At 67.6% G+C, this 24087-nt stretch carries 39 protein-coding genes; 1 reads left to right on the top strand and 38 read right to left on the bottom strand.

Annotated features, from left to right (window positions below):
- Nucleotides 1–34: 34 nt before the first annotated feature.
- From ACTIFJ_RS00120 to ACTIFJ_RS00145, 6 genes are all read right to left on the bottom strand, one after another.
- On the bottom strand, nucleotides 35–934 hold the full coding sequence (locus tag ACTIFJ_RS00120) for a Mu-like prophage major head subunit gpT family protein (protein ID WP_439532036.1): 900 nt from the start codon (nucleotides 932–934) through the stop codon (nucleotides 35–37).
- Nucleotides 935–960: 26 nt separating this feature from the next.
- Complete coding sequence (locus ACTIFJ_RS00125; protein ID WP_439532037.1) at nucleotides 961–1377, bottom strand: hypothetical protein; 417 nt, start codon at nucleotides 1375–1377, stop codon at nucleotides 961–963.
- A 3-nt stretch (nucleotides 1378–1380) separates the two neighbouring features.
- Nucleotides 1381–2586, bottom strand: a complete 1206-nt coding sequence (locus tag ACTIFJ_RS00130) for a phage protease (RefSeq protein ID WP_439532038.1) — start codon at nucleotides 2584–2586, stop codon at nucleotides 1381–1383.
- 144 nt (nucleotides 2587–2730) lie between these two features.
- Nucleotides 2731–2985 (bottom strand): hypothetical protein, encoded by a 255-nt coding sequence (locus ACTIFJ_RS00135; protein ID WP_439532039.1) that lies wholly within the window; start codon nucleotides 2983–2985, stop codon nucleotides 2731–2733.
- On the bottom strand, nucleotides 2978–3190 hold the full coding sequence (locus tag ACTIFJ_RS00140) for a hypothetical protein (protein WP_439532040.1): 213 nt from the start codon (nucleotides 3188–3190) through the stop codon (nucleotides 2978–2980). Before ACTIFJ_RS00140 ends, ACTIFJ_RS00135 begins: the two co-directional genes overlap by 8 nt.
- Nucleotides 3180–3845: a phage antirepressor N-terminal domain-containing protein gene (locus ACTIFJ_RS00145; protein WP_439532041.1), complete on the bottom strand. Its 666-nt coding sequence runs from the start codon at nucleotides 3843–3845 to the stop codon at nucleotides 3180–3182. Before ACTIFJ_RS00145 ends, ACTIFJ_RS00140 begins: the two co-directional genes overlap by 11 nt.
- A 263-nt stretch (nucleotides 3846–4108) precedes the next feature.
- On the opposite strand from ACTIFJ_RS00145, the gene ACTIFJ_RS00150 reads away from it, so the two are divergent.
- On the top strand, nucleotides 4109–4309 hold the full coding sequence (locus tag ACTIFJ_RS00150; protein WP_439532042.1) for a hypothetical protein: 201 nt from the start codon (nucleotides 4109–4111) through the stop codon (nucleotides 4307–4309).
- Nucleotides 4310–4389: 80 nt separating this feature from the next.
- Here ACTIFJ_RS00150 and ACTIFJ_RS00155 read toward each other — a convergent pair whose 3' ends face one another.
- The 32 genes from ACTIFJ_RS00155 to ACTIFJ_RS00310 all read right to left on the bottom strand — a co-directional run bounded on the left by ACTIFJ_RS00155 (nucleotide 4390) and on the right by ACTIFJ_RS00310 (nucleotide 24081).
- Nucleotides 4390–4584 carry a hypothetical protein gene (locus tag ACTIFJ_RS00155; protein WP_439532043.1) on the bottom strand — a complete coding sequence of 65 codons (195 nt, stop codon included), beginning with the start codon at nucleotides 4582–4584 and terminating at the stop codon, nucleotides 4390–4392.
- A 119-nt stretch (nucleotides 4585–4703) separates the two neighbouring features.
- Nucleotides 4704–6023 carry a phage minor head protein gene (locus ACTIFJ_RS00160; protein WP_439532044.1) on the bottom strand — a complete coding sequence of 440 codons (1320 nt, stop codon included), beginning with the start codon at nucleotides 6021–6023 and terminating at the stop codon, nucleotides 4704–4706.
- Nucleotides 6013–7653: a DUF935 domain-containing protein gene (locus ACTIFJ_RS00165; protein ID WP_439532045.1), complete on the bottom strand. Its 1641-nt coding sequence runs from the start codon at nucleotides 7651–7653 to the stop codon at nucleotides 6013–6015. Before ACTIFJ_RS00165 ends, ACTIFJ_RS00160 begins: the two co-directional genes overlap by 11 nt.
- Before the next feature lie 80 nt (nucleotides 7654–7733).
- Entirely contained in the window at nucleotides 7734–9254 is a 1521-nt protein-coding gene (locus ACTIFJ_RS00170; RefSeq protein ID WP_439532046.1) for a terminase large subunit domain-containing protein, read from the bottom strand.
- A complete protein-coding gene (locus ACTIFJ_RS00175) occupies nucleotides 9251–9421 on the bottom strand; it encodes a hypothetical protein (protein WP_439532047.1) in 171 nt (56 codons plus the stop codon). The genes ACTIFJ_RS00170 and ACTIFJ_RS00175 overlap by 4 nt, the downstream gene beginning before the upstream one ends.
- The gene (locus tag ACTIFJ_RS00180; RefSeq protein WP_439532048.1) at nucleotides 9418–9969 is read right to left on the bottom strand and encodes a DUF1643 domain-containing protein; all 552 of its coding nucleotides are present in this window, start codon (nucleotides 9967–9969) and stop codon (nucleotides 9418–9420) included. Before ACTIFJ_RS00180 ends, ACTIFJ_RS00175 begins: the two co-directional genes overlap by 4 nt.
- The gene (locus ACTIFJ_RS00185; protein WP_439532049.1) at nucleotides 9966–10145 is read right to left on the bottom strand and encodes a hypothetical protein; all 180 of its coding nucleotides are present in this window, start codon (nucleotides 10143–10145) and stop codon (nucleotides 9966–9968) included. The genes ACTIFJ_RS00180 and ACTIFJ_RS00185 overlap by 4 nt, the downstream gene beginning before the upstream one ends.
- Complete coding sequence (locus ACTIFJ_RS00190) at nucleotides 10142–10501, bottom strand: hypothetical protein (RefSeq protein ID WP_439532050.1); 360 nt, start codon at nucleotides 10499–10501, stop codon at nucleotides 10142–10144. Before ACTIFJ_RS00190 ends, ACTIFJ_RS00185 begins: the two co-directional genes overlap by 4 nt.
- Complete coding sequence (locus ACTIFJ_RS00195) at nucleotides 10501–11052, bottom strand: phage protein Gp27 family protein (RefSeq protein ID WP_439532051.1); 552 nt, start codon at nucleotides 11050–11052, stop codon at nucleotides 10501–10503. The genes ACTIFJ_RS00190 and ACTIFJ_RS00195 overlap by 1 nt, the downstream gene beginning before the upstream one ends.
- Nucleotides 11052–11357 carry a hypothetical protein gene (locus ACTIFJ_RS00200; protein WP_439532052.1) on the bottom strand — a complete coding sequence of 102 codons (306 nt, stop codon included), beginning with the start codon at nucleotides 11355–11357 and terminating at the stop codon, nucleotides 11052–11054. Before ACTIFJ_RS00200 ends, ACTIFJ_RS00195 begins: the two co-directional genes overlap by 1 nt.
- Nucleotides 11354–11725 carry a DUF2730 family protein gene (locus ACTIFJ_RS00205; protein ID WP_439532053.1) on the bottom strand — a complete coding sequence of 124 codons (372 nt, stop codon included), beginning with the start codon at nucleotides 11723–11725 and terminating at the stop codon, nucleotides 11354–11356. The genes ACTIFJ_RS00200 and ACTIFJ_RS00205 overlap by 4 nt, the downstream gene beginning before the upstream one ends.
- Entirely contained in the window at nucleotides 11725–11982 is a 258-nt protein-coding gene (locus tag ACTIFJ_RS00210) for a TraR/DksA C4-type zinc finger protein (RefSeq protein WP_439532054.1), read from the bottom strand. Before ACTIFJ_RS00210 ends, ACTIFJ_RS00205 begins: the two co-directional genes overlap by 1 nt.
- Nucleotides 11979–12230: a hypothetical protein gene (locus tag ACTIFJ_RS00215; protein WP_439532055.1), complete on the bottom strand. Its 252-nt coding sequence runs from the start codon at nucleotides 12228–12230 to the stop codon at nucleotides 11979–11981. The genes ACTIFJ_RS00210 and ACTIFJ_RS00215 overlap by 4 nt, the downstream gene beginning before the upstream one ends.
- Nucleotides 12223–12735: a hypothetical protein gene (locus ACTIFJ_RS00220; protein ID WP_439532056.1), complete on the bottom strand. Its 513-nt coding sequence runs from the start codon at nucleotides 12733–12735 to the stop codon at nucleotides 12223–12225. Before ACTIFJ_RS00220 ends, ACTIFJ_RS00215 begins: the two co-directional genes overlap by 8 nt.
- Nucleotides 12732–15149 (bottom strand): hypothetical protein, encoded by a 2418-nt coding sequence (locus ACTIFJ_RS00225; protein WP_439532057.1) that lies wholly within the window; start codon nucleotides 15147–15149, stop codon nucleotides 12732–12734. Before ACTIFJ_RS00225 ends, ACTIFJ_RS00220 begins: the two co-directional genes overlap by 4 nt.
- Nucleotide 15150: 1 nt before the next feature.
- Nucleotides 15151–15483, bottom strand: coding sequence for a hypothetical protein (locus ACTIFJ_RS00230; protein WP_439532058.1), 333 nt, complete (start codon nucleotides 15481–15483; stop codon nucleotides 15151–15153).
- On the bottom strand, nucleotides 15483–15740 hold the full coding sequence (locus ACTIFJ_RS00235; protein WP_439532059.1) for a hypothetical protein: 258 nt from the start codon (nucleotides 15738–15740) through the stop codon (nucleotides 15483–15485). The genes ACTIFJ_RS00230 and ACTIFJ_RS00235 overlap by 1 nt, the downstream gene beginning before the upstream one ends.
- Complete coding sequence (locus tag ACTIFJ_RS00240; protein WP_439532060.1) at nucleotides 15740–16294, bottom strand: glycoside hydrolase family 108 protein; 555 nt, start codon at nucleotides 16292–16294, stop codon at nucleotides 15740–15742. Before ACTIFJ_RS00240 ends, ACTIFJ_RS00235 begins: the two co-directional genes overlap by 1 nt.
- 92 nt (nucleotides 16295–16386) lie before the next feature.
- On the bottom strand, nucleotides 16387–16752 hold the full coding sequence (locus ACTIFJ_RS00245; protein ID WP_439532061.1) for a helix-turn-helix domain-containing protein: 366 nt from the start codon (nucleotides 16750–16752) through the stop codon (nucleotides 16387–16389).
- On the bottom strand, nucleotides 16752–17483 hold the full coding sequence (locus ACTIFJ_RS00250; protein WP_439532062.1) for a gp16 family protein: 732 nt from the start codon (nucleotides 17481–17483) through the stop codon (nucleotides 16752–16754). The genes ACTIFJ_RS00245 and ACTIFJ_RS00250 overlap by 1 nt, the downstream gene beginning before the upstream one ends.
- A gap of 169 nt (nucleotides 17484–17652) precedes the next feature.
- Entirely contained in the window at nucleotides 17653–17934 is a 282-nt protein-coding gene (locus ACTIFJ_RS00255) for a hypothetical protein (protein ID WP_439532063.1), read from the bottom strand.
- On the bottom strand, nucleotides 17931–18188 hold the full coding sequence (locus tag ACTIFJ_RS00260; protein WP_439532064.1) for a hypothetical protein: 258 nt from the start codon (nucleotides 18186–18188) through the stop codon (nucleotides 17931–17933). Before ACTIFJ_RS00260 ends, ACTIFJ_RS00255 begins: the two co-directional genes overlap by 4 nt.
- The gene (locus tag ACTIFJ_RS00265; RefSeq protein WP_439532065.1) at nucleotides 18185–18349 is read right to left on the bottom strand and encodes a hypothetical protein; all 165 of its coding nucleotides are present in this window, start codon (nucleotides 18347–18349) and stop codon (nucleotides 18185–18187) included. The genes ACTIFJ_RS00260 and ACTIFJ_RS00265 overlap by 4 nt, the downstream gene beginning before the upstream one ends.
- Nucleotides 18346–18528: a hypothetical protein gene (locus ACTIFJ_RS00270; protein ID WP_439532066.1), complete on the bottom strand. Its 183-nt coding sequence runs from the start codon at nucleotides 18526–18528 to the stop codon at nucleotides 18346–18348. Before ACTIFJ_RS00270 ends, ACTIFJ_RS00265 begins: the two co-directional genes overlap by 4 nt.
- Nucleotides 18525–19121, bottom strand: a complete 597-nt coding sequence (locus tag ACTIFJ_RS00275) for a host-nuclease inhibitor Gam family protein (RefSeq protein ID WP_439532067.1) — start codon at nucleotides 19119–19121, stop codon at nucleotides 18525–18527. Before ACTIFJ_RS00275 ends, ACTIFJ_RS00270 begins: the two co-directional genes overlap by 4 nt.
- A 2-nt stretch (nucleotides 19122–19123) precedes the next feature.
- A complete protein-coding gene (locus tag ACTIFJ_RS00280) occupies nucleotides 19124–19324 on the bottom strand; it encodes a hypothetical protein (RefSeq protein WP_439532068.1) in 201 nt (66 codons plus the stop codon).
- Nucleotides 19321–19827 carry a helix-turn-helix domain-containing protein gene (locus ACTIFJ_RS00285; protein WP_439532069.1) on the bottom strand — a complete coding sequence of 169 codons (507 nt, stop codon included), beginning with the start codon at nucleotides 19825–19827 and terminating at the stop codon, nucleotides 19321–19323. The genes ACTIFJ_RS00280 and ACTIFJ_RS00285 overlap by 4 nt, the downstream gene beginning before the upstream one ends.
- Nucleotides 19824–20279: a hypothetical protein gene (locus ACTIFJ_RS00290; RefSeq protein WP_439532070.1), complete on the bottom strand. Its 456-nt coding sequence runs from the start codon at nucleotides 20277–20279 to the stop codon at nucleotides 19824–19826. Before ACTIFJ_RS00290 ends, ACTIFJ_RS00285 begins: the two co-directional genes overlap by 4 nt.
- Nucleotides 20276–20551, bottom strand: a complete 276-nt coding sequence (locus tag ACTIFJ_RS00295) for a hypothetical protein (RefSeq protein WP_439532071.1) — start codon at nucleotides 20549–20551, stop codon at nucleotides 20276–20278. Before ACTIFJ_RS00295 ends, ACTIFJ_RS00290 begins: the two co-directional genes overlap by 4 nt.
- Before the next feature lie 9 nt (nucleotides 20552–20560).
- Nucleotides 20561–21529: an AAA family ATPase gene (locus ACTIFJ_RS00300; RefSeq protein WP_439532072.1), complete on the bottom strand. Its 969-nt coding sequence runs from the start codon at nucleotides 21527–21529 to the stop codon at nucleotides 20561–20563.
- A 66-nt stretch (nucleotides 21530–21595) separates the two neighbouring features.
- On the bottom strand, nucleotides 21596–23662 hold the full coding sequence (locus ACTIFJ_RS00305; RefSeq protein WP_439532073.1) for a transposase domain-containing protein: 2067 nt from the start codon (nucleotides 23660–23662) through the stop codon (nucleotides 21596–21598).
- The gene (locus tag ACTIFJ_RS00310) at nucleotides 23659–24081 is read right to left on the bottom strand and encodes a hypothetical protein (protein ID WP_439532074.1); all 423 of its coding nucleotides are present in this window, start codon (nucleotides 24079–24081) and stop codon (nucleotides 23659–23661) included. The genes ACTIFJ_RS00305 and ACTIFJ_RS00310 overlap by 4 nt, the downstream gene beginning before the upstream one ends.
- Nucleotides 24082–24087: the final 6 nt, after the last annotated feature.

The raw sequence follows: 24087 nt of genomic DNA on the forward strand, positions 1-24087 counted from the left end.
AGCAGGCGAAGGGAAACGCTGTGCGTCACCATGGTCAGGCCAGCCAGGGCGTGACGAACGGCGTGGCCCAGCCCTTCGTGGTGTTGGTCTCACCGCCGCTGCCGAGCTCGTTGGTGAGCAGCGTGGTGGCAACATCGCGGAGGCTGGGCGGCACGATCAGGTGCGTCGGCTTGATGCCCAGCGGCCGGCCATGGTCGCCCTTCATCCCCTCGAGCGCGGCGTAGGCCGCCTTGAGGTTGGTGGCATTGAGCGTGTCCTTGGAGCCGTAGATCATCTGCCAGAAGCCGAAGCCCACGTTCATCCGCGCGTCGGAGCCGTAGATGAACTCCTTGCGCATGAAGACATTCTCGTCCTCGGGATTGTCCTGGGCGACGAACTGCCAGTCCTTGCGCTTTTGCAGGATGATCGGCTTCAGGATGCGCTGCGGCGACAGGTCGGCGAGGAACCACGGGGTGCCGCTACCGCCGCCCGAATTGGAGATGGTGCCGGCGCTGCCATCCTCGAGGGTGACCGGGTGATCGGTGTCGAAGAAGAACTGGCCGTCGTAGCAGGTCGTGGCGAAACCGGCCTTGAGCAGGCTGTAGACCAGCTCGCACGCCTTGGCGCCGGTTGCGGCGCCCATCTCCTGGAACATTGGCGAATAAAGACCGAGGTTGTCGTCCTCGATGTCGTTGCGATCGACACCGATCGTCAGCTCATAATCCTTGTTCTTGATGGTGTAATCGTGCGCCTTCATGTTCTGGATGACGCGGTCGCCGACCCACTCGCGAGCGCTCGGAAACTTGCCCAGCCAGCCATATTCATTGCTGTTGGTCGTGGAGGGCACTTCCATCGCCACCTGCAGATGATCAGTCGGCGCGATGCCCAGCCCGCCCTGGTAGAGCGCGCTGAAGCTGGTGAAGAGGGTCTTCAGATTGCCGGTGTTGATGATCACGGATCAGTCTCCTGAGAAAGAGGGGGTCAGCTGCGCAGGCCCATGCGGACCCAGACGCCGAGCGTGTCGACATCGACGATCACGCCGGCGCGGCTGCGGGCGGACGAGCCGTTGGTCTTGGCCACCGTCTGGTCATCGAGAACGAAGCAATCGTCCCCGATATCGGCGATGGTGATCAGATCGCCCGAAGTGGAGTTGGCCCAGCGGAACACCCCGGCGGTCACCCGCACCTTGGCCTCTCCGGCCGTAGCGGTTCCGGTCACGCTCTCTTCGGCCCGGCCGACGGCGATCAGCGTGGTGGCGACGGAGCCAGGCACCGCAAAGCCGGAGGCATTCAGGCAGACCAGCGCGCCCTGATGGATGACGGCAGCCGCCGCCACCCCAAAGGAGAAGTCCGTGCCGGCCCGCTCGGGCGTGTCGCGCTTGGTGGAAAGTGCAGCCATCGATCAGTTCCCCTTCTTGGCGGCGAGGAACTTCTCCTCGGTCACGCCGGTGAGCTTGCAGATCTTCTTCTCGTCATCGGTGAGCACGCCGCCCTGGGCGGCGGCGGTCTCCAGATCGCCCTCGATCGCGCCGGGCGAGACGACCACCGCGGCGGTGGCCAGCCAGGTCTTGAAGCCGGGCAGGTCCTTGGCCGCGTAGCTCTTGGCCCAGCCCTGCATCGCCGGCGTCAGCTTGCCGTCGGCGCTGGCCGTGGTGATCAGCTGCTCGGCTTCGGTCGCGGCACTGGCGGCCGTGGCGGTCGCCAGCTTGCCCTGCAGGTCGGTGACGACCGCGATCGGCACGAACTTGGCCGGGTCGGGCTCGGCGGTCACGGCGGCGGTGGCGGCCGTGACGATCTCCTCGGCCGTCGCGTCGGCGGCCAGGCCGAGCGCGGTCCCCAGGGGAGACAAGGCGGCGGCGGTCATCACCGCCGCCGGCAGTGCCGACCCGGCGATCGCCGCCAGAACATCTTCTTCGCTCGCATCGGCCGGCAGGCCGAGTGCGGCGGCAATCTTCGCATAATTCACGGGTGTCTCCTGATGGGTGACGTCAGAAATCGCGGCGGCGGCGACGGCGGGCAGCTCGTCGATGGCGTTGTCATTCACCAGGCTGCCGAAGCGGATCGCAGCGATCCGGCCGTCCTTGAAGGTCGTGAAGGTCGGGGAAAAATAGCGGTACTCGCGCTTGGCGAGCGCATCGGCGGCGCCGGGCGTCCAGCTCACTTCGCCCTCGATGCCGGCGGCCGTCACGATTAGCGAGCCGGGCTTGATCCAGCCTGCAGCCGGCGCGCGACCACCCCTGTCCTTGCCCACGGCGTAGACGAGCTGGTGGTCGTAATCGACGGGGATGTCGCGACGTCCGGCGTGCTGAACGGAGGCAGCGATGATCGCTTCGGCGTGCGCGACATCGTCGATGCGGAAATGGCGATTGTCCCTGGTGTGGATGTCCCCCAGTGGCAGCAGCAGTATTTTCGCGGCGGCCCCGGCGGCGGCCTCATCAGGCGCCGCGACCGCAACGGCGGCGGCCGTCACCAGCGGGCCGAGGTCGCCGGCCGAGGCCGTGGCCAGGCTGCGCGCACGAATGCGGGAGAGGAGGGCGTTGATCACCCGACCGTGATGCACCGCGCACAGCCCGCGCTTGCCGTCCGGCGCCGGACGGCACTGCATCATCTGCGGAGGATTGGGGGGCGTTCTGGGCGGCGCTTCAAAGGCCGATCAGAGCCCTCTTATGGCGCGCTCCGAGCCGGTTGGAAAGGCGGCAAGAAATCGGGCGCGCCAGCTTTTCGCCAGCGCGCCCGTGCGAGGGTCGATTGGTCAGGCAGCCTTGTACGCGGCCATGCTGTCGATCTCGGCGCGGTAGCAGCAGCGCTCAAAGTCGTCGGCGATGATCTCCAGCACCGCGCTGAACTCATTGTCGTGCAGCCGGGCCAGCGCCCGCAGGCTATCCACGCAGCGCGCCATCCGCAGGGAATAGTCGCCCTCAGCGCCGGACAGATTGGCCAGCCGCGCCAGCGCATGGTCGCGGGCCGCCGCAAGCTGGGCGTCGCGGATCTTATTCTTTTTAGGCATGTCCGCCTCCCATGGTCATCATCGTGGCCACCTGCTCGAACGCGCTGTAGCGATCCAGCACATCCTTCTGGAACTTGCGCAGCTCAGCCTGCGCTTCGACCGGCACAGTGGCCGGATCGACGCACAGGACATGTCCGATGAACGCACCGGTATCGACGCGCTCAAAGTCTTTGTAGAACTGCGGCTCGGGGCGCTTAGCCTTCATGGGTCGTGCTCCCAAACAAATCGGCCTGCTGTGCGTCGTCATTGGCCGCTGACGGCTTTCGCCGCGCCTCCACCATTGACAGCGCCTCGAAGACCCGCCGCTCCTTCCGCGCCCAATAGGCGCTGCGCCCGGTCAGCACCGCCACCTTTGTTCCGGGCAGTCCGGCGCGGAACAGCACAGCCGCACGCAGGGCATCGGGCTCGGCCAGTCGCTCCGCCCGCACCTCGCGCATCATGCCTGCGTCCACATGTGCCGGCACCGGCGCATCGAGCAGGGTCTCATAGTCCGCCAGCATCGGCAGGCCGAACGCCTCGTTGACCTGCGCTTCGACTGCGTCGCGCATCCGCCGCTGCATCTCGATCAGCATCGGCCGGGCGGACTGGGCTACCTTTGAAGGGCTGATCGACCTGAGCCAGAAGCCAAGGTCAGCCGTTTGAAGAGCCAACGTCTCATAGTTTTTTCCATCGGCAGCCGTGATCATTATGATCACAACTGAAAGCGCATCGTCGCTCTGGATTTTTCGCCGCTGCGGGCTCCAGCCAAGGCCGAGAAAATCGGCCACCGGCCGCGCCGGCACCCACCAACGGTGTTCATGTCGATAGGCGGTGCCCGAATAGCCGCCGAAGGTGAATGGGCAGGTCAGCATTTGTGTCATCGGTTCCGGTTCCTTCAAAAAGGCTTCCGGGACACGGCTTGCACTTTGGTGCCCGGATGCCGCCGGGTGTGCAAGACCGGTGACCGACGGGACCGGCAGCCGCTTACGCGGCTCCCAACGACACCCGGGCATAAAAATACCGCGCCCGGATCGTGTAATCAGGCGCGGTGGTTCGCGCCGGTCTCTTGGGCTTGCACACCCACTTCCCTCTCAAGAAGCCTGTGCACCTTGCCTGTGGCCGTCAGTCCCGTCAAGCTATGGCAATGGGCGACGATACCGACTCGAACAACAATGAACCGAGGCACGTCTGGGTGCCGCGCGAGCTAACGCGGATCGCCGATCTCATGGAAGAGTGTGGCAGGCTGCCCCCGGGCCCCGAGAAGGCCAGGCTGATGCGAATTGCAGTGGCCGATCTTCGCGCCGCAGCCTTACAGCTGAGGCCGGTGGCAAAGCGCAAGCGCTGACCCCGGCTTGCCGCTTCGCCAGGTTGCCGCTGCATGCCTGTGGCTGCATCAGATGGAACTGCCTTTCTTCCCCCGCACAGTCATCGCGCCAACTGCGCCCGAAGGTCGAGCCTGACGCCAGCACCCTGGACTTCCGTTGCCGATCGGCCGCCGCCGGCGAACCGTTCGCCCAGCGCGCCCAGCATCTGCGCGGTCTCTTGTTGGACCTCGGAGGTGCCGCCCTTGGCCACCTCGATGTTGTGCGTCATCATAGCGTGCACGTCAGCCATGCTCATCATCATTCCCTCCTCAGTTGATTTTTCCCCAGGTCAGGCGCATATCGGCTGCGGACCTGCCGGCGTTTCGGACGTTCATAGGCTTGGGCTTCGGCCACCAGTCCTGGCGGGTCCACCCCTCACTCATCCACAGCCCTGCTCTTCCAAAGTGATTGGAAGCTGAAGCGGCGCGCTCGCTCCAGGATGTACTCGACCGCTGTGTATTGCCGGCCATCGATCACCGCACGCCAGCTGATAGAGTTCGGCTTGCCCTTTGCCGGGTTCCGGTTGCGATAGTCGAACGGCTCACCCAGCCGGTAGATCTCTGGCAGCAGGTCGAAGTCCTCGGGCGTCACGGGCAGCTGGCGCGAAATGCTTTCCCCCTCGCCATGCCGGTTGAGCGTCTTCCTGATCTCGAAGTTGCGGACGATACGCTGATAGTCAGACACATCGATGCCGCTCACCTCACGGACGACGCGCGCTTCATCCGGTGACAGCCGTCCGAGCTCGATGATCTGGACGTTCGGGGTCGGACCGACACGCACGGCACGCGCCAGATCCGACAACGCTGGCTGCGGCCTGGCCGGCAGCAGCCGCGGGGCGCCGCGCAGCAGACCCGTCAGCTCGGCCTGGAGGGCGGCCGCGGCCTCGGGCATGCCGGCCGCGCGTACCTGGTCCAGCGTCAGCGCTGCCTTCTCGGCCAGCGCCGCCGCGCGCGCGATCCCCGGATTATAGCCAAACCCCGGATCGATCCCCGGCGGCACGAACACTGGCGCCTTGGCGCCACGCCGCCAGAACGGCCGCACCGGCGCTTCGGCTGTGGGCACCTGGCTCACCGTCCAGCCGCGTCGCTCCATCATCCGGGCGTTCAGCTGCACCACTGTGCAGCGGCAGCGCCAGCCGTTCGGCGGGAAGTGGGTCAGCCACCAGGGATGGTCGACGGGCAGGATGGTCCCATGCCAGAGCGCGTGCAGCGGCCGGGTCCGCCCGTCCATCACGGCCGAATAGCGCAGGAACGGCAGCGTCGCCTTGCTCGCCTGGATGCGGTCCCAGAGTGCGGTGGCGCGCGCCATCCGCATGTTAGTGTCGTAGATCGTCCGCAGCCGGCGCGGGCCAATGATCACCGCCCGCTCGGTGCCGGTGATCGATCGATCCTGCACCCGGCCCCACCAGCCGGCGCGCTCGAGCTCGGGCTGCAGGCCGGCCTGCCACTGCTCGAACGGGATGCCCTCGGCCTGCGCCTTGAGCAGGCTCGCACGGATCGTCACCAGCAGGTCGACCTTGGCCACCTTGGCCACGGTGAAGGCACTCGCGTGCTCGCGCTCCCACATCTCGGTCCAGTTGACCGTGGTGCGGTAGCCCTTCTCCTCGAGGAACCGGATCGCCTCGCGCGGCGGCAGATCGAGCGCCTGGAGGATCTCGACGGGCGGCGGCGGCTCTGGCGGTGGGTTACTCGCCATCGCTGCGCAGCTGCCCGTCGGCGCCGGTGATGGCCGCCGCCCGCACCGCGAACGCTGCCCGCTCGAGCCGCATCGCCAGCTTGTCCGCGTCCATCGCGCCCATCGCGGGTACCAGCGCCGCCACCGCCTGCTCGTAGCTGCTGGCCGAGGCCAGCGCCTCGCGCAGCGGCGCGATCATCGGCGCCAGATCACCCTCCCAGCCCTCATCGGCCAGGATATCGACCAGGGCGTCGATGTCGTCGCGCCGGCCGAGCTCATCGGCGACAGCCGCCGGTTCTTCGGTTGCCGCCCCGGTCGCGATTGCGGCCAGCGGATCGGATGGGCGAATGGGAGGGAATGGGAGGCGTGAGAAGCGGGTCGCTGCGGTTTCTGGTGCAAGGGGGCCACCCGGCGCTCCTGGGGCCTCCTGGGGCGTTTGCCGGGCCTTCGGTGCCAGCAGCACCGCGTCGGCCGCCGGATCGGGCAGGCCAAGCCGGTCCCGCACCACCGACTGCTCCACGCGGCCCCCTCGATCGACGAACCGCTCGACCCCCTCAAGCCAGGTCCCGAACTCTTCCTGGTCGTCCTCGCGGCCGATGCGGATGCGCGGATATTTGAGCACGCCCGACGAGGGCCGGCCGAAGTTGAAGTCGATGATCGGAACGACCAGGTCGCGGTTGAGCGTGGTGCACAGCAGCTTGGCGTCGGCCCGCTCGATGTCGGAGCGCACGTCGCTGTGCTCCTGGCCGCCGCCGCCACCCAGGCGGCCGCTCTCGCCGTCGGTGGTGCCGGTCTGGCCGAGGACGGCCTTGGACACCTGCTTATCCAGATATTCGCACAGCATCTGGAAGACCTCGGCCGAGCTGCCCGCCTGGGCCGAGATGAAGTCCATTTGCATGGTCGAAGGGATCACGGCGGCGGCATCGGCCGAGACGTTGGCCACGGCGCGCAGCAGGGTGCGAATATCCTCCTCGCTGGCGCCCGGCTGATATTTGCCGAGCCGCACCGGGAAGCCGTAGACGTGGGCGAAGCTCACCCAATCTTTCAGCCCAAAGGACTGGAACAGCCAAGCCCAGGCCACCGGCCGCGCCAGGCCGCCCCGGATCGGCAGGCCCGATTTGCTGGCATGGACATGATAGGCGAACTTGTACGGCGGCAGCGGCTGCGGCGGGCCGCTCCCACGCAGCAGCGGTGTGGTACCGTCCAGCCGGTCGAACTCGAACCAGCGCGGATCTCGCCAGATCAGCTTCTCCGGCAGCCAGGGTGCTCGACGCAGGTTCCAGACGATCTCGGTCAGGCTGAAGCCCTTGCCGACCGCATCGAGCATGTCGAACAGCTCGGCCTCGACCGTGTCGCGGTCCAGCCAGTCGCGGATCAGGTCGGCCTTTGCCTGGTCGACATCATCGTCGCTGGCAGCGGCGACGCTTATCGGCAGCTGCGAGACCTGCCGCTTCCGCGTGCCAAGCACGCCGATGTAGTGGAGGTACTTCTCCTCGACCGCCTCGGCGAGGTCGAGATAGTCGATGATGTTGCCTTCTTCGGCGCCGCGCAGGATCGCCGCCAGTCGCTCGGGCGTGAGCCCGGCCGACGGGTTGCCGCTGGTCACCTGCCGGCCGGTCATCATCGACGGGCCGGCGATCTCGCGGGACATCATCTGCCGCAGAGGGGTCACACCGTCGGGGCCCAGAATGGCCGGTCTTGTTACGGGTGTCGTCGCCATGGTCGCTGTCCTCACCAGGTGCCGCACGAGCTGCGCGCTGGCATGTCGTCATCGTGGCGCGGCCGCATCGAAAGCCGGCGGCCGCCGCCGGCGCCGCCATTCGCGCCACCGCCTACGGGGCGGTAATCGATCGGCCCGGCGTCGAAGTCGGCCGGGCGGCTCGCCAGCGCCGCTGCCCAGAAGCGATCGGCGTGGACATCGCCTTCGGGGTCGTCGCCGACACGGAAACGCTGGCCATCGCTGGTCGGCACCTGCTTGATGGCGAGCAGATCGGCCCGGATAATCGGATCTCGGGGCACGCGGATTTTGCAGTCCTGGAAGCGCTTCTGCAGGCTCAGCGCCAGGTCCAGCCGGTTCTGGCCGATCAGGAACTGGCCCTTCACCCGGCTCTCGCCGTAGCGCTGGATGGCCTCTTCCACCGGCTGCTCGCCCATGCCGCCCTGGTCGATCCAATAGGCCATCATCCGCCGCATGCGGATCAGCCGGTCAGCCTCGTCCGCCTGCGCCTGGAAGGTCTGCCCGACGCCCTCCCAACGATCGCGCAGCCACAGCACATCGCCGACCTTCTCGAAGCCCCAGAGGATCTGTCCGTCCCGCCGCCGGGCGACGTCGCGGCCAAGGTACCACAGCCCGCCGGCGTAGAGCTCGGGCCGGCTCGCCTCGTCAGACTGGCAGGCTAGCAGGTCCTCGAGCTTGATCAGCGAGCCGCCGCCCTCCTTGGGGATGACGTCCAGCTCCTCGCCGGCATTGTCGCCATAAAAGCCCCGGATATCCGAGATCCACTCGCCCTTCTCGGGCACAGCCTTGCCCCGGATCGCCATGACCTCGGCGATGCGCTCGAACAGTCCGTCCGCCACAGCTTCGTCAAAGGTGATCCGGACGACCTGGCCCTTCTGGGTGCCGCCCCTGATTTTGTCGATCAGCTGGTTGAACGGATTGGCCTCGCCATCGTGGGTGGAGATGATGATGACCTGGCCGCCCCACATCAGCAGCGCCAGCGCCGCCTTGATCTTCTCGGCCAGCTGGCTGTGGAACGCCGCCTCGTCGATGATCACCACGCCCTGCTTGCCGCGAAAGGCACGCGGCATCGAGGACAGCGCCACCACCTTAAACCCAGACGCAAACTCCACTCTAAACGCCTTGATAGCGCGTGTGTTGCCCTCATCGTCGATGTCTTCGAAGACGGCTTCGTTCACGGCCCCTGCGGCGATACCATAGGCCTTCGCCCACATGCCCACCGCATCGATGAACTCGCGGGCCATCTCCTGCTCATAGCCCATGTAGAAGACGTTATCCCCGCCGGCCGTGGGCTTCGACGCAGCCTTCAGCGCCGCGAACGCTGCCACCGCCCAGGTCAGACCGATCCGGCGGCTCTTCTCCACCACGATCAGCCCGGTCGAGGCGCGCAGCATCGCCGTCGTGGATGCCTGATAGCCGAGCAGCAGCCGCCCCAAGGGCAGCTGCTCGAAGAGCTGGCCGGCAGCCTCCCGGTCGGCCGAGATCTCGTCGGCAGGTTGCGCGAGGATGCTCACGGCTTCTGGCCCGCCCCGGCGTAGCGCAGGGTGAGCGAGCAGCCCTTCGGCTCCTGGCAGTTGCGTGGCCATTCGCGAAAGCGCAACCGCGCCTTCTCGCCGACTTGGCGCTTGCCGCAGGTGCGGCAGTGGACGCTGTCCTCCGGATGCGGCTTTGGCGCGCTCATGCCGCCCCCCATTTGACCGGCGAAGCCATAGGATCGATGCGATGCTTGCCGCGTGCCATCGGGTGGGTCGGCGCGCCGCTGGCAGTTTTTCCCCAGCACCAGATATCCGGGAACGGCATCAGGCCACTCTGGATTTCCTCAACAATCTGGCTGATCAAAACATCGTCACGCGCGATCGCCCCCCAGCAGGCAAAAACCATGGGGGCCTGCTTGGCGATCCGCGCCACGTAACTGATGTTGTGCTGCATCTCATCGCGAGAATGCCAGTCCGGCCCTGCCCAGGCAGAGGCAGCGATCAGATAGCATTCAGACGGTGACGAGGTGCAGAAAGGGTAGAGGTTAACCAGGGCATAGCCGCCGAAACCATGCGCTTCGAACCACCGGTTCAACCATTTGGTGGTGGGGTCCTCGGTCTCAGCATCGGCAGTGCTCGGATTGTGCCCGATCACACAGGCCAGCGGCAACCGCGCGTTCCACACACGCGACAGCCGCCGCCGTATGCCCGGCGAGGGGAAGTAGGCGCTACGCCGAATGACAAGCTCCGTCACCCGATGTCCTCCTCTACTTCAACTTCCACGATCCGCAGCGGCCGGCCGCCATTGTTGATGGCCATCTGGACCTCGCGCTCGGCTTCGGCACGGGTGAGGAACGGGCCTGCCCAGCGCAGCCAGGCGGTGCTGCCCATCTTGGAGACATGCTGGCGCTCGACCTTGTAGCCCTTCATTGCGCCGCCCCCGCCGCCTGGAGGAGCGTCACGGCCAGTGCCTCGGCACGGGTGTCGTCCCGGCCGCCGCCGGCGAGCGTGGCGGCCGCGGCGAGCATCGCGGCGCCGGCCTCCATCATTCTTGCCGCCTCGCCACGCGCCGCGAGCCGGGCAAGCACCAGGTCCGCCAGCAGCATGAGCTCGTCGATCACGCGGCCCTCGATCTCGACCAGGTCCGAACCCTCGACCTTTGCCGTCTCGCGGATCGAAACCAGATGTGCCTCGGCCTCGGCCCAGCTCGTCGGCGCTGCCAGCGCGAACGAATAGCGGCGGCCGTGATGCGTGTAGTCGATCAGAAACGGCGGACTGCGCTCCATCACTGCACCCCCAGAACGGCGTGGTAGATCGCGTCGACGGTTTCCTTGGTGAGCCCGGACGCCTTGTTCGCGGCGACCTTGTCGACCGCCTTCAGCACGGTCTTCTCGGCTTCCTCGCGGTCCTTGCGGCGGCGATCGGCGTCTGTCTTCCGGGCGCTGGCGAGCGTGCCCAGGGCGCGCGACAGGAACATCGTGTCCTCCGGACCGAAGCTCACCATCTCGCCGTCCTTGGTGGCGGTCAGCAGGCGCAGCACCATCGAGTGCATCAGCTCGATATTCAGATCGGCGATCTGGCTCTCGGCCAGGCCATCGGTTTTCTCGACCAGGGCTTTGGCCACTTCGCGGCTGTGGCGGAGATCCGCGCCGATCTCGTCGACGGTCTTGGTGTGCCGGGCCAGCGCCGAGCGGCTCACCGACTGGCCCATCTCCAGCAGGCGCTCGTGGATCTCCTTGATCGTCCAGCCATGCTCGATGCGCAGATCGGCGATCATGCGTTTCACCTCCGGCTCGAGCCGGTCGATCGTGCTGGGCTGGTGACGGCCGCGCTTCATCACATCACCGCCGAGGGCGGCGCGATCCCGTCGATCGACAGCGAGCCGTCCGCCACAAGGCGGCCGCGATCGGTGATCTCGGCCACCATCATCGTGTCGTCGAACATCCGGGTGGTCAGGCAGTCACGCGCCGCCAGCCACTGCAGCTGCTCGCGCACCCCGGCCTGCTCCAGCCCGGTCCCGAGCCCCAGCGACCGCAACGCCTGGAAAAGCACGCGCTCGTTGCCGCGCCCGCTGTCCTGCACCAGCAGCGCCAGGATGGACCGCCGCCGCTCGCTGGACAGCCTGTCGGAATAGCCGCTCACCGCTTGCCTCCCGCGCCCAGCAGATGGTTCTCGATCCGCGTCACGCTGGACCGGACCACGCTCATGTCGCTCTTCATCGCGTGCACCTCGGCCTTCAGCGCCGAGACGTCGGCCTTGGTTGGCAGATCCGCGATGCGCGCCTCCACCACGGAGAGGCGCGTGCGGGCGTCCTCGATCTTGTCGGGGTGCTCCTCGGTCCGGGTCTCGAGCGTGCCCACCCGGCCCCTCAGGCCGCTGATGGAACTCTCGACGTCCTTGCCCGCCTCTGTGCGCTTCCAATCGCCAGTGCGCAGGTACGTGGCCACAGACAGCGCCAGCGACACCAGCGCTGCGATAATGGCCGCCAGATAGTAGTTCGCCTGTTCCATCACCGCCTCGCCATCAGTTCGATCACCCCGGCAAGCGTCGTCGCCGGTGGCCGCCTATTCCTTTTCTCCACCTCGCCCTGGCAGTGGTGGCAGCGCACCGCCGACGGCAGCACCGCGCGCCGCTCGGGTTCGATCGCCTCGCCGCAACCCAGGCAGTCCGCCTCGCCGGCTTGGGCGAGCGCCGCCTGGACGCGTGCGACAGCGTCCTCGCGCGCCGCCTCGATCACCACCGAGGCATGGTCAACGACGTCGCTCACCGCGGCGCCCCCGGCTGTGGGCACTCGGCACGTGCCGCCAGCAGCCGCGTGCGCAGATCCTCGGCATAGGCCTTCAGCCGCGCTACCCAGCCGATCGTCGGCCGGTCGCCCTCCAGCCAGCCGCCCTTCGGCCTCGCCGGCGCCGGCGTCACATCGGCGAGCAGCTCCGCCGGGCACTCGCGCCGCGTCTCGATCTGGCGCACCACCACCGGGTCTGCGGCGCGCGGCAAAGGCTTGGCCCTAGTCACCGAGGAGCTGCTGCAGGCAGGCATCGTCGCAGCGCACGCGACCATCAGCGCCCACCGGCGCGCGCGAGAGGGCAAGGGCGGCATTCTGGTCCTTCCTGAGAAGTGTCTGGGCGCGGGCTTCGGCGCGGCTGAGAGCCGCCTGGGCCTGGGTGCGGGTGCGGACGAGCTCGGCCTCGAGCTGGCCGGCTTCATGGGCGGCGGCGGCGGCTTCGGCGTCCCGGCGTTTCACCGCCTCGGAGCACGCGGCCGACACACCATAAGCCTCGCCCTTGGCCAGGGCGGCGTCGCATTCGAGGTAGCGTCGGGAGCGGGCCGCGGCATCGGCGATCGGCTGCGGACAGATCAGCACGTCGCCGCTGGTCTTCACCGCTACAGTGCAGGCCTTGGCGGCGTTCACATCGTCGCGCAGCCGGTCTCGCTCGCGGAACACACTAGTCAGCCACAGCGCCGCCCCCACCAGCGCCCCGATGCCGCCGATAAGTCCCCAGAGCCGAATGCCGGTCATGCCGCTGCCTCGAGCGCGCCGCAGGGGCTGCCGACGCCTCGCACGTTGCCGAGCAGATCACGATCGGTGTTGCCATCGCGCATCCGGCCGAGCAGCGGCGAGCTCGCCGTCGGGCGATAGTCGCCGCCGCCTGCAGCCGTGCCGTATTTCGAGCGGTCATCAGTGTAGAGCGGGTCGGTGACCACCGTCGTCTGCACTGAACGCAGGCCTCGGAACCAGTAGCGGAACGCGCCGATGTCGCTTGCCGCCCGGCCGCCGTCCCAATTGGCCTCGTGCATGACGCCGCAATAAGCAGACCAGGAGCCCAGCAACCAAGGACGATAGCCGTTGAACCCATTGGCCGAGCACCCGCTCTCCAAGAAAAGGTCATGCTTGGTGGCGTTGCGGTCATAGGCGTTGTTCACCTGCCGGTTGCAGAGGGCGTCACCGTTCTGAGCGGTGTCGGAGCAGGTCGCCGGGTCATTGTACCAGAAGTTGCCGCGCTCTCCGGTCAGCGTGTTGTTGTCGAAGATGTTGTAATGCATCGACGTCGCGCCGCCCTCGCCGATCGCAAGGATCGGGTTCGAGCCGGCAATGACCTCGACGAGGTTGGCCATGATGACGACGCGGCGGAACGAGGCAAAGGTTGTGCCGGCCTGCGCGGCCGAGGGGAACGAGAACTGGAAGACGCGCGCCCGGCAGTGCCGGAAGTCGTTGTAGGCGTAAATGCAGTCCTCGCGGATCGCCACGTCGCTGGTGACATCGTTCTGCCCGGTGACCGATTGGCCGGTGACCGTCGCGTCCTCATGCTCGACAAACCGACTGGTCAGCATGACGGCCGAGCGGGTGAGCCGGCTGAACTCGCAATGCCGGACCAGGATCGGCCGCAGCTGGGTCGCCGCCGACATCGAGATACCGCAGTTGGTCCAGCGAGTATTTATGACCTGCATCGACCAGGTGCCGCCGGTGTGGGCGGCGCTGCTGATGCTGCTGGTGCTGGTCTCGAAGCCGGCTTTGCCGCGCACGACGCAGTTCAGCAGCGACATCACACCGGCCGCGCCCTGCAAGGTCGCCTGCCCGAGTTCGATGGCAACATTGCGCCACATGCAGCGGAAGCCACGGGCGACAACGGTCAGTGAGCCGGAGCGGAGAATGCAGTTGGTGGCCGGATCGGCGTCGTCGGGATCGCCCTCGATGATGTAGGGCATCTCCCAGGTCTGCAACGCGGCGTTCGGGACGGTCGCCGATGCATAGGTGGTGACGCCGGGGGCGAGAACGATGCGGGCGCCGTCCATAGCGCGCGTGGCGCTGGAGCCGCCGTTGGCGGCGGGGAGTGTTTTGTTGGCCAGATACAGGGCCGTCTGGGCAACGAGGATGCTGGCCGCACGGGCAGCCGGGGCCACAGCCTTGGCGCCGGCCAGCGTCGTCGCCACCATCGCAGCGCTGGCGGTATCGGTGCCGTTGGCGGCGTCGACATAGACGAACTGGTTGTTGTAGCGCTCGCCGGTCGGGTCATAGCCGATGACCATGGGCGTCTCGGCGCTGCTATTCCGGCCGACCGTGCGCAGGTCGGTGAAGGATTTCGTCCCGGCTGGGTCGGTGCTGCGCATGTTGCCCAGCCAGGGATAGACCTCGACATCGCAGCGCAGCAGCCCTGCCGTCAGCGCGGTCGCCGTCGCCGGGTCGACATCGACGTAATAGCAGCGGAGGTTGTCGCCGTAGCTCGTGTCCGTCCGCAGCGCCGTCGTCCAATAGGTCTTGACCGTGGTACCGTCGGTGGCGGTGAACTTCACCCCGGCGGCCGGCTGGAAGTTCAGAGGATGGTGAGAGGCCACCACTACAGACAGCCGGAATTGCCCCTGAACATTTCGGAACTGCAGGTCGGACCAGCGGAAGATCGGGATTGGCGCGACAACGGTGGAGTTGTTGGTGACTGCGATGTCACCTTCTGAGCCCTCGCCGTTGCGCCAGTCGCTGAGAACATCGAGCGTCACGGCCGTGTCGGTGGCGTAGATCACGTTGGCCAGGGCAATGCGCACCCGCCGCTGACCACCGCCGAGATCCACCTCGTCGATGACCGGCGTGTTCGGACTGGCCGGATTTACCGGCAGTCGCAGGGGGGCCGTCGCAGGGATTTCGCGGAACCGAGAGCCGGAAACTGCCTCGCCGCCTGATTGTGAAAACCCGCCATGGGTCGAATAGAGCAGCACCCGAGGCAGCGGATTGTCGGGCGCCAGCGCATAATCCGAGAAAGTGCCGGAACCGACGCCGGCGAGCGTCACGCTGAGCACCCATCCATTCGGCTCGATCTCGGCCGAGATGATGCTGTTGACGCCGGGCGGATCGGGATCGGGCGCCGGTCCCGTGCTGTTCAGCGCCCAGCCGGACAGGGCCAGCAGCGACGACGATAGCGCCAGAAGCCGAACGAGGCTCATGTCAGTTGCTGAGCCGTGCCGTGAAGATGCCGCTGGTCAGGTCGCGGCAGCGCAGCCGGTGAAGAACGCCGGCCTCACGGTTAAGCACCAGCTCAGAGCACGGACCGGTAAACACCACGACGACGCCGAGATTGGTCACCGCCACCCAGTCGGCGCCGCCGTTGAAGCTGCGCTCGAGCACGACCTCGCCTTCGCCGTCACCCCAGATCGCCAGGTTGAACGTACCGGTCAACGCTACGGCATCCGTCGCCGAGCCTTCGCCCGTGTCTGTGTCCAAGTCCTTCTGGCTGACGATGTTGGCGTGCTCTTGGCCGTCGACAGTCAATTTACCCATCAGCTGATCCCTTCGCGTCGTTCGTAGGTCCTGGAGACGACCATCACGCCGGCCAGCGCCGACAGGGCCATCCAGTCGATCGGCTCCACCGGCTCGCGGCGCGCCAGCTGCACGAGGGGCACGACCAGGCCGCGCACCAGCAGCAGCGTGATCAGCCAGCCAGAAGCCGGCCGCCAACCACGGATGAAGAACTCCCAACCGCCGCGCGGGGGCGTGAACGCGCGCGGCCGGATGCGGGGCGGAAGCCTCTCAGCCATCAGACCGTCCCCAGCCGCCGGGCGCGGGCCAGCCAGCCGTCCAGGAAAATGCGCTGGCTCGGATTGCGAGCGACGATGTCCCGGTACCGCCGCTCGGCAAGCTGCCGATAATGGCCGAGAAACACCCCGGTTTGCCCTGCGTCAGCCACTCGCCGTGCCGCTACCAGCGTCTGCTGGCCGATGCGCCGGTCGACGGCCACAGCGTCGCCGAACGGCAGCGTCAGGTTGATGGCACGCTGCAGGAAGAACGCCGCCTGGCGCGCGCCGGAATTGACAGCGATGCAGAACACCGCGTGATCGATCCGCGCCGGCAGCGCGCTGGCGTGCACGGTATCCCAGAAGCACAGGCGGTAGAGCCGGGCGGCCTGGTCGCGGTTGAGAGCGCGGATCGTGTCACGCGTGATCGGCGGCGGCACGATGGCGGCCGCGCCGGGGTTTGTGCGGACTTCTTCGGCGAGGAAGCGCAGAGAAATGCCGAAATTGGTTGCGCCGCCCCGGTCGGCGGCGATGTCGTTGAAGCCGCCCTCGGTGCGCAGCAGCTCGGCCAGGCACACGGAAAATCGGTCAGGAGAGGCGCCCGTCGTCATCCTTCCGGACTAGGCCGGAGGCGGGCTTGGCTTGCCGTCCGCGCGCGGACGGGAGGGCGTCAATCGAAGAGGCTGGGCTCCCGCTGGTCGCGTGCGCCGGCCAGCGCTTCATAGACCGAGGATCGGCTCAGGCGCAATTCCCGCGCAATCGTATCGCCGGAAAAGCCACGCTCGGCCAGCCGGGCGATGGCGAACCGCCGCCATTCGCGCACCGGCAGCACCAGGTAGGTGCCATGGAAATACTCGGAGAGCAGCTCGGCCGCCGTCCGGCCGATCGCCTTGACCAGCCAGTGGCCGTCGGGGAAGTGGCGCGGCACGTAGAACATCGAGCCGCCGGCCGCGCGCCCGAGCTCGAAATAGGCCTCCTCGCCGATCACCGCGATCAGCTCCGCCACGACAGGCGAGGAGGTCTGCACGCCGCTCATCAGTCGTCAGCGGGCTCGTAGTGCGTCCGGAAGGCATGGTTGGCCAGCCGGTGAGCCAGGTGCTTGGCGATCGTCTCGAGATCGGTCTCGGTCAGGTCGATGACCGGCGCTGCCTTGCCGAGCAGCGTGGCCGCCACGGTGGCCACTGTTTCGGTCGGCGCGACGACGCCGGCGGCGACTAGCCGCCGCAGAATGGCGCCGCACAGCCGCAGCTTCAGTGTCCAGATCGGGTCGGCCAGCCCGGTCGTGTTCTGGTCCCAGCCATGGCGCTGGGCGATCGCCTTCAGCGCCTCGATCAGCTTGTATACCTGGCTCTGGTCAGCCCACTGCAGCTGGGTCGTGCCCATCTGGCGGCGCGCGAACGCCTCCAGCGCGGCCTCGCTGGGGTTCCGGATCACGCCGAGCATGCCCAGCGAGATCAACATGGCGCGGGCCTTTTTCGCCGCTGGGTGATCCGCCGGGCGCGGGCCGGTACGCTTGTGGACTTTGCCGCCAGCCAGCGGCGCCCAGCCCAGCCGGGCCAGCTCATCGAGCACCCGGCCCATCTCGCCGGCGTTCATGGCGCTGGTCGATGTTTTGCCGGTCACCCGCTCGAGCAGCGCCCGATAGTCGCCGTCGTCGAAGCCCAGCTCCTTCTTGGCGACATGGATCTTCGCGATCATGGTCCGGCGCTGCGGATCGGGCGGAAAGCTGGCCGGCGTCGCCTGGCGGAAAGCGGGACGCGCGCTCACAGCTCAATCTCGCCGTCAGGAGCCGAACACACATAGACCGGCTGCATCTCGATTGTGCAGGTCAGGAGCACCCCGCAACCGTCACACGCCGATACCTCTCGGTGATGGTCGGTATAGCACTTCGGGCACGTCCAATAATCGACGTACGGAGAGTTGGAGCATCGATCGCTCATGACCGCACCGCCTTTCCGCTTTCATCGACCTGGTTCAGCGCGGCGATCAGCATCGCCGCGGCCTCGCGTGCCCGCTCGACGCGGCGGCGGCCGTTGCCGGTTGCAGGATCGGCCCGCACCGCTGCCGCTGCACTGCGCTGCGCCTGCCTGAGCAGGAAATCGACGGTGAGCCCATTCCCGTTGCGGATCGCCTCGACCCGATCGAGCACGAGGTGCTCGGCTTCGGTCACGCCCTGGCGCAGATCATCGCAATAGGCGCCTGTAATCCCCTGGCTCATGACGGCAGCCTCCCGTGCGTGAGCTTGTCTGCCTCGATCAATGGCTCGATCAGCGCGATCAACTTCTCAGCGTCCTCGACGTCGAGCAGGGCAGCGCGACACAGGCCCCGGTCATCGGCGAGCATGATGACGATCCTCTGGTCGCCCCGGAGCGTCACCAGGCCACCGACAGCGATGCCGACACGGCCATTTGCGGAGGTAGGGGCGACCACCTCGCAGTGGATCGCTGACACGTTAGTCCTTTGCGTCGTCATGACCGCACCTCCCGCCCGCCGAACAGCGAGGCCAGCCAGATCAGGCCGGTGAACGGGTCCACGCCGGCCGCAGCGAAAGTGAAGACCAGCATCATCAGCGCGAAGCCGATGAGCACGGCCACGTCGCGCAGCACGAGCAGCGCCTTGACCAGCGCGCTCATGCCGGCACCGGCACGGAAAAGCCGCTCCAGCTGGCCAGCACGACCGCGCCGGCGCCGACGACCAGGCCAAGCCACAGGCCGGGCCCGAAGCCGCGGCCCGATGTCGTCGCAACGCCCATGAGCAGCGCCGTCAAGATCGCCAGCATCGCCAGCGCCGCGATCAGCTCCCCGCCGCTCATGCCGGCACCTGTTCGGCCTGCGGGTCGACGATGGTCTCAACCGGGCTTTCCTTCGGCGGGATGCGATCGATGAAGAAGGTTTCCTTCTGCGTCACGTCGAAGCCCGCGTCGCGCAGCTCGGCGATGATCGTCTTGTCATCGTCGTTGAGCTTGTCCTCGGTGGCGCGCAGGGCCTTGATCAGCGCCTCCTTGTCGAGCGCCTTGGAGATCCGCACCAGGCCTTCGATGTTGAGGGCCTCGATCTTGGCGATCGCGTCGTCTTCGGGCTTCGGAAACACCAGTGTCGGGTTGCCGATCCGGTGGCCGATCAGGCACCCGGCCAGCTCGGCACTCTTGCGCTTGCCTTCGGTAATGGTCTCGCCAGCCACCGCCCACCAGGGCTTCAGCTGGAGGAAAAGGCCCTTGATCTCGGCCTCGGCCGGCGCATCCAGCTCTGCCTGCTGGGCACGGAGCGAGGCGATCGCCGTCTCCACCCGCGCCTTGCGCTCGGCCAGTTGGGCGTCGAGCTGGGCGAAGCGGCCGAGCAGCTGCACGGCCTCCTCGATCGATTGGCAGGCCGGCAGCTTTTCGGCCCTGCGGCGCTTGGCAGCCATGGTCAAATCTCCTGGGACAGGTCGGCCGAGCGATCGGCGGACGCAATGATGAGGGGAGCGCCGCAGCTGGCGCATTCGGCGGTCACCCGCCCGACATGGAAGTGCGTGCCGAAGCATCCCGGGCACCGGACGCCGCGGTACCAGAGCAGGCCGGCGGCGATCGGCGCCGCTGGCTGCGGCTTGAGCGCGAGACGGCGGCTCATGGCTCGATGTCCATGGTGTGACCTTGCAGGGCGATAGCGCGCTCACGCATCGCCTTGATCGAGTCCGCGCGGGTGGTTCTGGCGACGGCGAGCAACTGGTCAGTCACCAGCTTGAAATTACGGTCCTGCTCGCGAAAATCCTCCACGCGCTTGCAAGACCAGCTCGCCATTGTGTGCTCGATGTAGCCGGTCAGCCGGGCCGTTTCCGAGTAGTTGAAGCCGGCGGCGGTCTTCACCAGCCACACCCAGACCTGGCGGGGCTTGATGAAACGAGGCGTTCGGCTCGCCCCCATCAGGTCATCGAGCGGCAAGCCGAACTCCAGCGCTACGATGCCCGCGACCTGGACGACCCAGCTGCGACCCAGCAGCGCGGGATTGGCCAGGGATGCCGTGCCGAGGCAGGCCTGAAGCACTTCCAGCCGCGCCCGCATCGCTTCGATCTCGCAACGGATGTCGGCGATATCGACGGTCTGGTCGAAGTTCTCCTTCTGCAGCGCGTTCATGACACCCTCCGCAGGGCCAGCGGGTTCTCGCCGTGGCGGACCAGGTCGTTGTGAACCTCGATGCCGTAGGAGATCAGCCGGTGCAGAACGTCCTGCACCGGCTCGCCGCTCTCGAGCGCGACCTCCTTCACCATGCTCGCCGCCCCTGCGGGCAGCAGGTCGAGCACCGCCCGCGTTTTGGCGAAGGTGACGTGCGTTGGCTCGAGGCCACGCGGCCGCTCCTTCACCGGCGTCACCGCAGCGGCGGTCGTGTGCTCGGCCCGATAGCCGCGACCGCTCTGTCCGTAGATCAACAGATCAGGCCGGTGCGTCCGGATCACCTTCATGTGATTGGACAGCCACTCGAACGGAATGGCGCCAGTCTTGGCCAGCGTGCGCCCCGGCACCCAGTTGCCCTGGGCGGCGACCAGCTGGTCGAGGATGCGCTGTTGCGGTTCGGTCAACGCGCTCATGCTGCACCGCCTTCGATCACCCGGAGAGGCTGGCGCCGCGGCTCGCGCGCGACATCGGCGAGCGTCAGGATCGGCAGCTCGGTAAACCGCATCGGTGCGTGCAGGGCGGCCTCGACCGCTTCAAGCTGCAGCAGGATGTGCTTCAGGCCGGCCGCTGCTTCACGCGAAGGAATGGGGCCATCCAGCGCCAGAATAGCGAGGATGCCGCACGATGAGCGGATTTCCGTCAACGCTTCATGCGGATCGGTCACGGTTGTGCTGATCGTCATCATTCGGTCCTCTCAGTTCGAGTGGGGGCGATGGGAAAGCTGCGCCCAGGCGTCGCGCAGATGCTCGAAGGCGAGCTCGCGGCCCTCGCCGCTGGCCAGCATCATCGCCAGTTCGATCGTGAAGCTCACCGAGCGCAGCCCGCCGGGCTTGACCGTCTGCTCACCCAGCCATTTCAGCATTCGCTCGTTGGCGATGCCCCAGGCACGGCCCAGCATCACGCCGTCCTCGGGATAGGCGAGGTTCTTCACGATCCGCATCGAGACCCGCCCGAAAAGCTGGGCATGCGACGTGGCGCGACTGGTGCCTTCCAGCAGCTGCAGCAGCTCCGCGTTGCCGAGCAGGGCGATGCCAACGCCGGTGGCGTCGTGGATCGAACGGAGCTCCTCGAGCGCCTTCAGGGTCAAATGCTGGGCCTCGTCGAGCGCGATCAACCCGCCGGTGTTGCGCACCTTCTGCCGGATGCGCCCGGAGAGCATCAGCGGCGTGCCGCGAGCCTCCTTGTCGCCCATCGACGCGAGGATCGTGGTCAGCATCGTCGGGACGCCCGAAGTGCTCGGGGCCATCGTTGCCTTCCATACCTGCGGCGTGTCGACCTGGTACTGGTCGAGTGCGCTGGTCTTGCCGAAGCCGGGTGAGCTGGCGACGACCACGAACTTGCCCCGTTGCGCCCAGCGCAGCATCGCAGTGATCTCTCGCGCCGCGCGCGTCATCTGGAAGCTCGGCGCGTCGATCGTCATCTGCGCCCGGAGCGTCGCTTGCTCCTTTTCGGCCTGGAACCAGCGCACGATGGAGGTGGCGACCTTGAGGTTGTCGCCTTCGTACTTGTCGATGCCGAAGTTGGAGAGCGTGCCCTGGGCGATGCCGATGCGGGCGGCCAGATCACCCCAGCTCACACCCTTCTCGAGCTTGTGAGCGACCAGTTGCTGCCGCACCGTATCGATGTCGATATCGGTGGGCCTATCCTGCGGTTTCGATGCCATGCTATGTGATCCTTCTTCCGTTGAGGTTGAGGGGCGCGTCCGGGGTCCAGCCGGGCGCGCCCCGTTTCATTCGACCAGCCGCAGGGGGTTCCTCGGTTGCCTCGAATTCCGGTCCTGCCAATCGTCGAGATCGGCATCGATCTTGTGGGTGAGCCCCGCCGCGAAGCGGTCCATGAAGTCAGCTGCAGTCGCCGCCGCAGCCGCGGCACCGCCGCTCCGCCGGCCGGGACGCACCGGCCGCAGGACGGCCGGCTCGGGCGTTTCCGCCGTCTCGATGTTGAGGCTGGCCAGCTCGCGCGCCACTTGGGCGGCATCGAGCAGCCGTTCGGCCTCCGTCGCCGCCCGCACCGCCCGCCGATGGTCGCCCTGCAGCTTCGCCGTGCGTTTGGCGGCTGCCATGTCGTCGAAGCCGCTGGCCTCCCAGAGATCGAGCTGGCCGATCAGCTGGTCTTTGGCGTCATAGGCCCAGATCGCGCCGTGCAGCTGGTCGGGGTCGAACCGGATCGTCAGCAGCGCGCCGGCATGATCGGACATGCCCTGCGCCCAATACCGATTGCCCGCGAAAGTCACCGCGCCGGTCTTCCGGTCGGCCCGCACCCGATCTGCGGTCAGCAGCGCCATGCGCATCTGGGCCTCGGTCGCCCGGCCGACGGCGGCACCGGCCTCGATCGAGCGGTTGAAGGCATCGTCGAAGCTGCCGCCCTGGGCGGTTTCGGTGCGGCGGCCGCTCTTGGCATTCATCGCGGCGATCTCGCGCGCCAGCAGGGCCTCGAATTCGGCCAGCGGGATTGCCCTGGAGCCGTAGTTTTCGGGCTTTTTCGTTGTGTTGGAGCCCGTGTAGGCGCCCGCGAAGGCCGGGTGCCGGGCGATGTACTCGCAATATTCGCGCCAGGCGCGCTCCACCGGCTTCGCCTGGCCGTGATAGGGCGTGGCAAAGCGGTTTTCGATGCCCAGCGACAGCAGCAGGCCGGCCGGCTCGTCTTCGCGCACTTTGAAGCGGTAGCGGGTCTTGGTGCCGCCCGAGATCCACTTCGAGGCGAACGCCCGACCGTTGTCCATGACACAGCACTTTGGAATGCCATGGTCGCGGAATAGATCGGCGAACGCGAGGCGTGTCAGGATGGCGCTCTCGGTCTTGTCGACGCGCCAGGCCAGAAGCTTGCGCGAGAACACGTCCTGGATGCCGACCATCACCGGCCGCGCGACCTCGCCGTCGGGGAACTGCACCCGGACATCCCAGACATGGCCGTCTATGTTGACCGTGTGCATCGCGTGGAGGTGCGCGACGGTGCGGATCTGCGCTGGCACCATCTGCGCCACCCGCTCGCGGCCCTCGCGCCGCGCCATGATGACCTCGGGCGGCGTCTCGCGCTCGAGCTTCCGCTGCAGCGTCTTGGCACTGGGCAGCGTCACGCCGCGCGCCTTGGCCACCCGGGCCAGCCGGAAATAGCAGGCCGCGTGCGTCGGCTTCTCGAAGCGCAGCCAGTCCGAGCGGTAGAGATCCCAGAGCTCGGCGTCGATCTCCGCCGCCCGTCCACCGCCCTTGGTATCCGGCGCCAGGTGCGGCAGCCGGTCGGCGCGGCTGACACCGGCGACGCGCGCAAACCAGCCGTTGATGGTGGCGGCCGAGACCGCCCAATCGGCCCCGACCAGCGCGATCGCGCGCGTCTTGGTCATGCCGGTCGCCTGCGCGGCCTCGACCGCCTGGAGCACGGTCAGGCGCTGCCGTGCCTCGTCCTGGCGGCTCTTCGGCATCCTCTCAAAGGCCGCCCAGGCGGCACCCTTGGCATCCTCCAGCGGCACCACAACCGCCGGCGTCAGCGGCGCCGTCTCGATCAGGCCGCGCCGCACCAGTTCCTGCCGAGCCCGCTCGGGCAACAGGCTCGAATGCCACTCCCAGCCGCCGCCACGACCCGACCGGCGCCGGTTCATCGGCTCGCCTGCAGGGCCGGCCCGCAGCGCCCAGCGCTCGGCCACGATCAGCTCGTTCAACTTGCGCTTTGTCGCCGGCAGGCCTGGCAGCCCCAGCTCGGCGATTTCGTGCGCGGACAACCAGCACCCGCCCAGGCCGGCAGCGGCGGCGATCGTCGCTCCGCCGGTCATCGGGGCGCCCGAGGCAGACACCGCCTTCACCGCGCCCGCCTCACGACCGGCCGCACCGCTTTCAGCGAGCGCTCGCGCTCACGCAGCTCATCCATCTGAGCCTGGATGTGGCCGAGTTCGGTTGCCCGGATTTCCTCGCCGGAGATCACCCGCGCGCCCGTCTGGGCGGCGATGGCATCGGCGACATCGAAGCGCCCGGTCACCGCCACCAGCGCCCACCAGCGAGCGGCCGGGATGTTGTGCCCGATGCGCGCCTCGGAGGCATAAGCATCGATCATCGCCGGCGTCACTTCCTCGGCGAGGAGCCGGCTCATCGCCTTGGCAATCTCCCGCCGGTTGCGCTTGTCCTCGCACAGCATCCGCGCCACCGAGGCCGAGAGCTGCTGGGAGAACCCCGCCAGATCACCGTCAGCCGAAGCCGGCGACGGCACATCAAACGAGAATGCCATTTGCCG

It is taken from the genome of Polymorphobacter sp., assembly GCF_051860865.1.
Taxonomy (GTDB): Bacteria; Pseudomonadota; Alphaproteobacteria; order Sphingomonadales; family Sphingomonadaceae; genus Sandarakinorhabdus.

Bases quoted from the DNA above. Each gene is read 5' to 3' on its own strand.
- ACTIFJ_RS00220 (WP_439532056.1), bottom strand. From the start codon at position 12,735: ATGACCGGCATTCGGCTCTGGGGACTTATCGGCGGCATCGGGGCGCTG.
- ACTIFJ_RS00270 (WP_439532066.1), bottom strand. From the start codon at position 18,528: ATGAGCGGCGGGGAGCTGATCGCGGCGCTGGCGATGCTGGCGATCTTG.
- ACTIFJ_RS00205 (WP_439532053.1), bottom strand. From the start codon at position 11,725: ATGGAACAGGCGAACTACTATCTGGCGGCCATTATCGCAGCGCTGGTG.
- ACTIFJ_RS00285 (WP_439532069.1), bottom strand. From the start codon at position 19,827: ATGAACGCGCTGCAGAAGGAGAACTTCGACCAGACCGTCGATATCGCC.
- ACTIFJ_RS00155 (WP_439532043.1), bottom strand. From the start codon at position 4,584: ATGAGCATGGCTGACGTGCACGCTATGATGACGCACAACATCGAGGTG.
- ACTIFJ_RS00125 (WP_439532037.1), bottom strand. From the start codon at position 1,377: ATGGCTGCACTTTCCACCAAGCGCGACACGCCCGAGCGGGCCGGCACG.
- ACTIFJ_RS00235 (WP_439532059.1), bottom strand. From the start codon at position 15,740: ATGGCTGAGAGGCTTCCGCCCCGCATCCGGCCGCGCGCGTTCACGCCC.
- ACTIFJ_RS00280 (WP_439532068.1), bottom strand. From the start codon at position 19,324: ATGAGCCGCCGTCTCGCGCTCAAGCCGCAGCCAGCGGCGCCGATCGCC.
- ACTIFJ_RS00260 (WP_439532064.1), bottom strand. From the start codon at position 18,188: ATGACGACGCAAAGGACTAACGTGTCAGCGATCCACTGCGAGGTGGTC.
- ACTIFJ_RS00195 (WP_439532051.1), bottom strand. From the start codon at position 11,052: ATGAAGCGCGGCCGTCACCAGCCCAGCACGATCGACCGGCTCGAGCCG.
- ACTIFJ_RS00265 (WP_439532065.1), bottom strand. From the start codon at position 18,349: ATGAGCGCGCTGGTCAAGGCGCTGCTCGTGCTGCGCGACGTGGCCGTG.
- ACTIFJ_RS00290 (WP_439532070.1), bottom strand. From the start codon at position 20,279: ATGAGCGCGTTGACCGAACCGCAACAGCGCATCCTCGACCAGCTGGTC.
- ACTIFJ_RS00140 (WP_439532040.1), bottom strand. From the start codon at position 3,190: ATGAAGGCTAAGCGCCCCGAGCCGCAGTTCTACAAAGACTTTGAGCGC.
- ACTIFJ_RS00245 (WP_439532061.1), bottom strand. From the start codon at position 16,752: ATGAGCGGCGTGCAGACCTCCTCGCCTGTCGTGGCGGAGCTGATCGCG.
- ACTIFJ_RS00300 (WP_439532072.1), bottom strand. From the start codon at position 21,529: ATGGCATCGAAACCGCAGGATAGGCCCACCGATATCGACATCGATACG.
- ACTIFJ_RS00190 (WP_439532050.1), bottom strand. From the start codon at position 10,501: ATGGAGCGCAGTCCGCCGTTTCTGATCGACTACACGCATCACGGCCGC.
- ACTIFJ_RS00295 (WP_439532071.1), bottom strand. From the start codon at position 20,551: ATGATGACGATCAGCACAACCGTGACCGATCCGCATGAAGCGTTGACG.
- ACTIFJ_RS00150 (WP_439532042.1), top strand. From the start codon at position 4,109: ATGGGCGACGATACCGACTCGAACAACAATGAACCGAGGCACGTCTGG.
- ACTIFJ_RS00255 (WP_439532063.1), bottom strand. From the start codon at position 17,934: ATGAGCCAGGGGATTACAGGCGCCTATTGCGATGATCTGCGCCAGGGC.
- ACTIFJ_RS00310 (WP_439532074.1), bottom strand. From the start codon at position 24,081: ATGGCATTCTCGTTTGATGTGCCGTCGCCGGCTTCGGCTGACGGTGAT.
- ACTIFJ_RS00145 (WP_439532041.1), bottom strand. From the start codon at position 3,845: ATGACACAAATGCTGACCTGCCCATTCACCTTCGGCGGCTATTCGGGC.
- ACTIFJ_RS00130 (WP_439532038.1), bottom strand. From the start codon at position 2,586: ATGATGCAGTGCCGTCCGGCGCCGGACGGCAAGCGCGGGCTGTGCGCG.
- ACTIFJ_RS00175 (WP_439532047.1), bottom strand. From the start codon at position 9,421: ATGAGCGCGCCAAAGCCGCATCCGGAGGACAGCGTCCACTGCCGCACC.
- ACTIFJ_RS00160 (WP_439532044.1), bottom strand. From the start codon at position 6,023: ATGGCGAGTAACCCACCGCCAGAGCCGCCGCCGCCCGTCGAGATCCTC.
- ACTIFJ_RS00225 (WP_439532057.1), bottom strand. From the start codon at position 15,149: ATGAGCCTCGTTCGGCTTCTGGCGCTATCGTCGTCGCTGCTGGCCCTG.
- ACTIFJ_RS00230 (WP_439532058.1), bottom strand. From the start codon at position 15,483: ATGGGTAAATTGACTGTCGACGGCCAAGAGCACGCCAACATCGTCAGC.
- ACTIFJ_RS00165 (WP_439532045.1), bottom strand. From the start codon at position 7,653: ATGTCCCGCGAGATCGCCGGCCCGTCGATGATGACCGGCCGGCAGGTG.
- ACTIFJ_RS00185 (WP_439532049.1), bottom strand. From the start codon at position 10,145: ATGAAGGGCTACAAGGTCGAGCGCCAGCATGTCTCCAAGATGGGCAGC.
- ACTIFJ_RS00135 (WP_439532039.1), bottom strand. From the start codon at position 2,985: ATGCCTAAAAAGAATAAGATCCGCGACGCCCAGCTTGCGGCGGCCCGC.
- ACTIFJ_RS00275 (WP_439532067.1), bottom strand. From the start codon at position 19,121: ATGGCTGCCAAGCGCCGCAGGGCCGAAAAGCTGCCGGCCTGCCAATCG.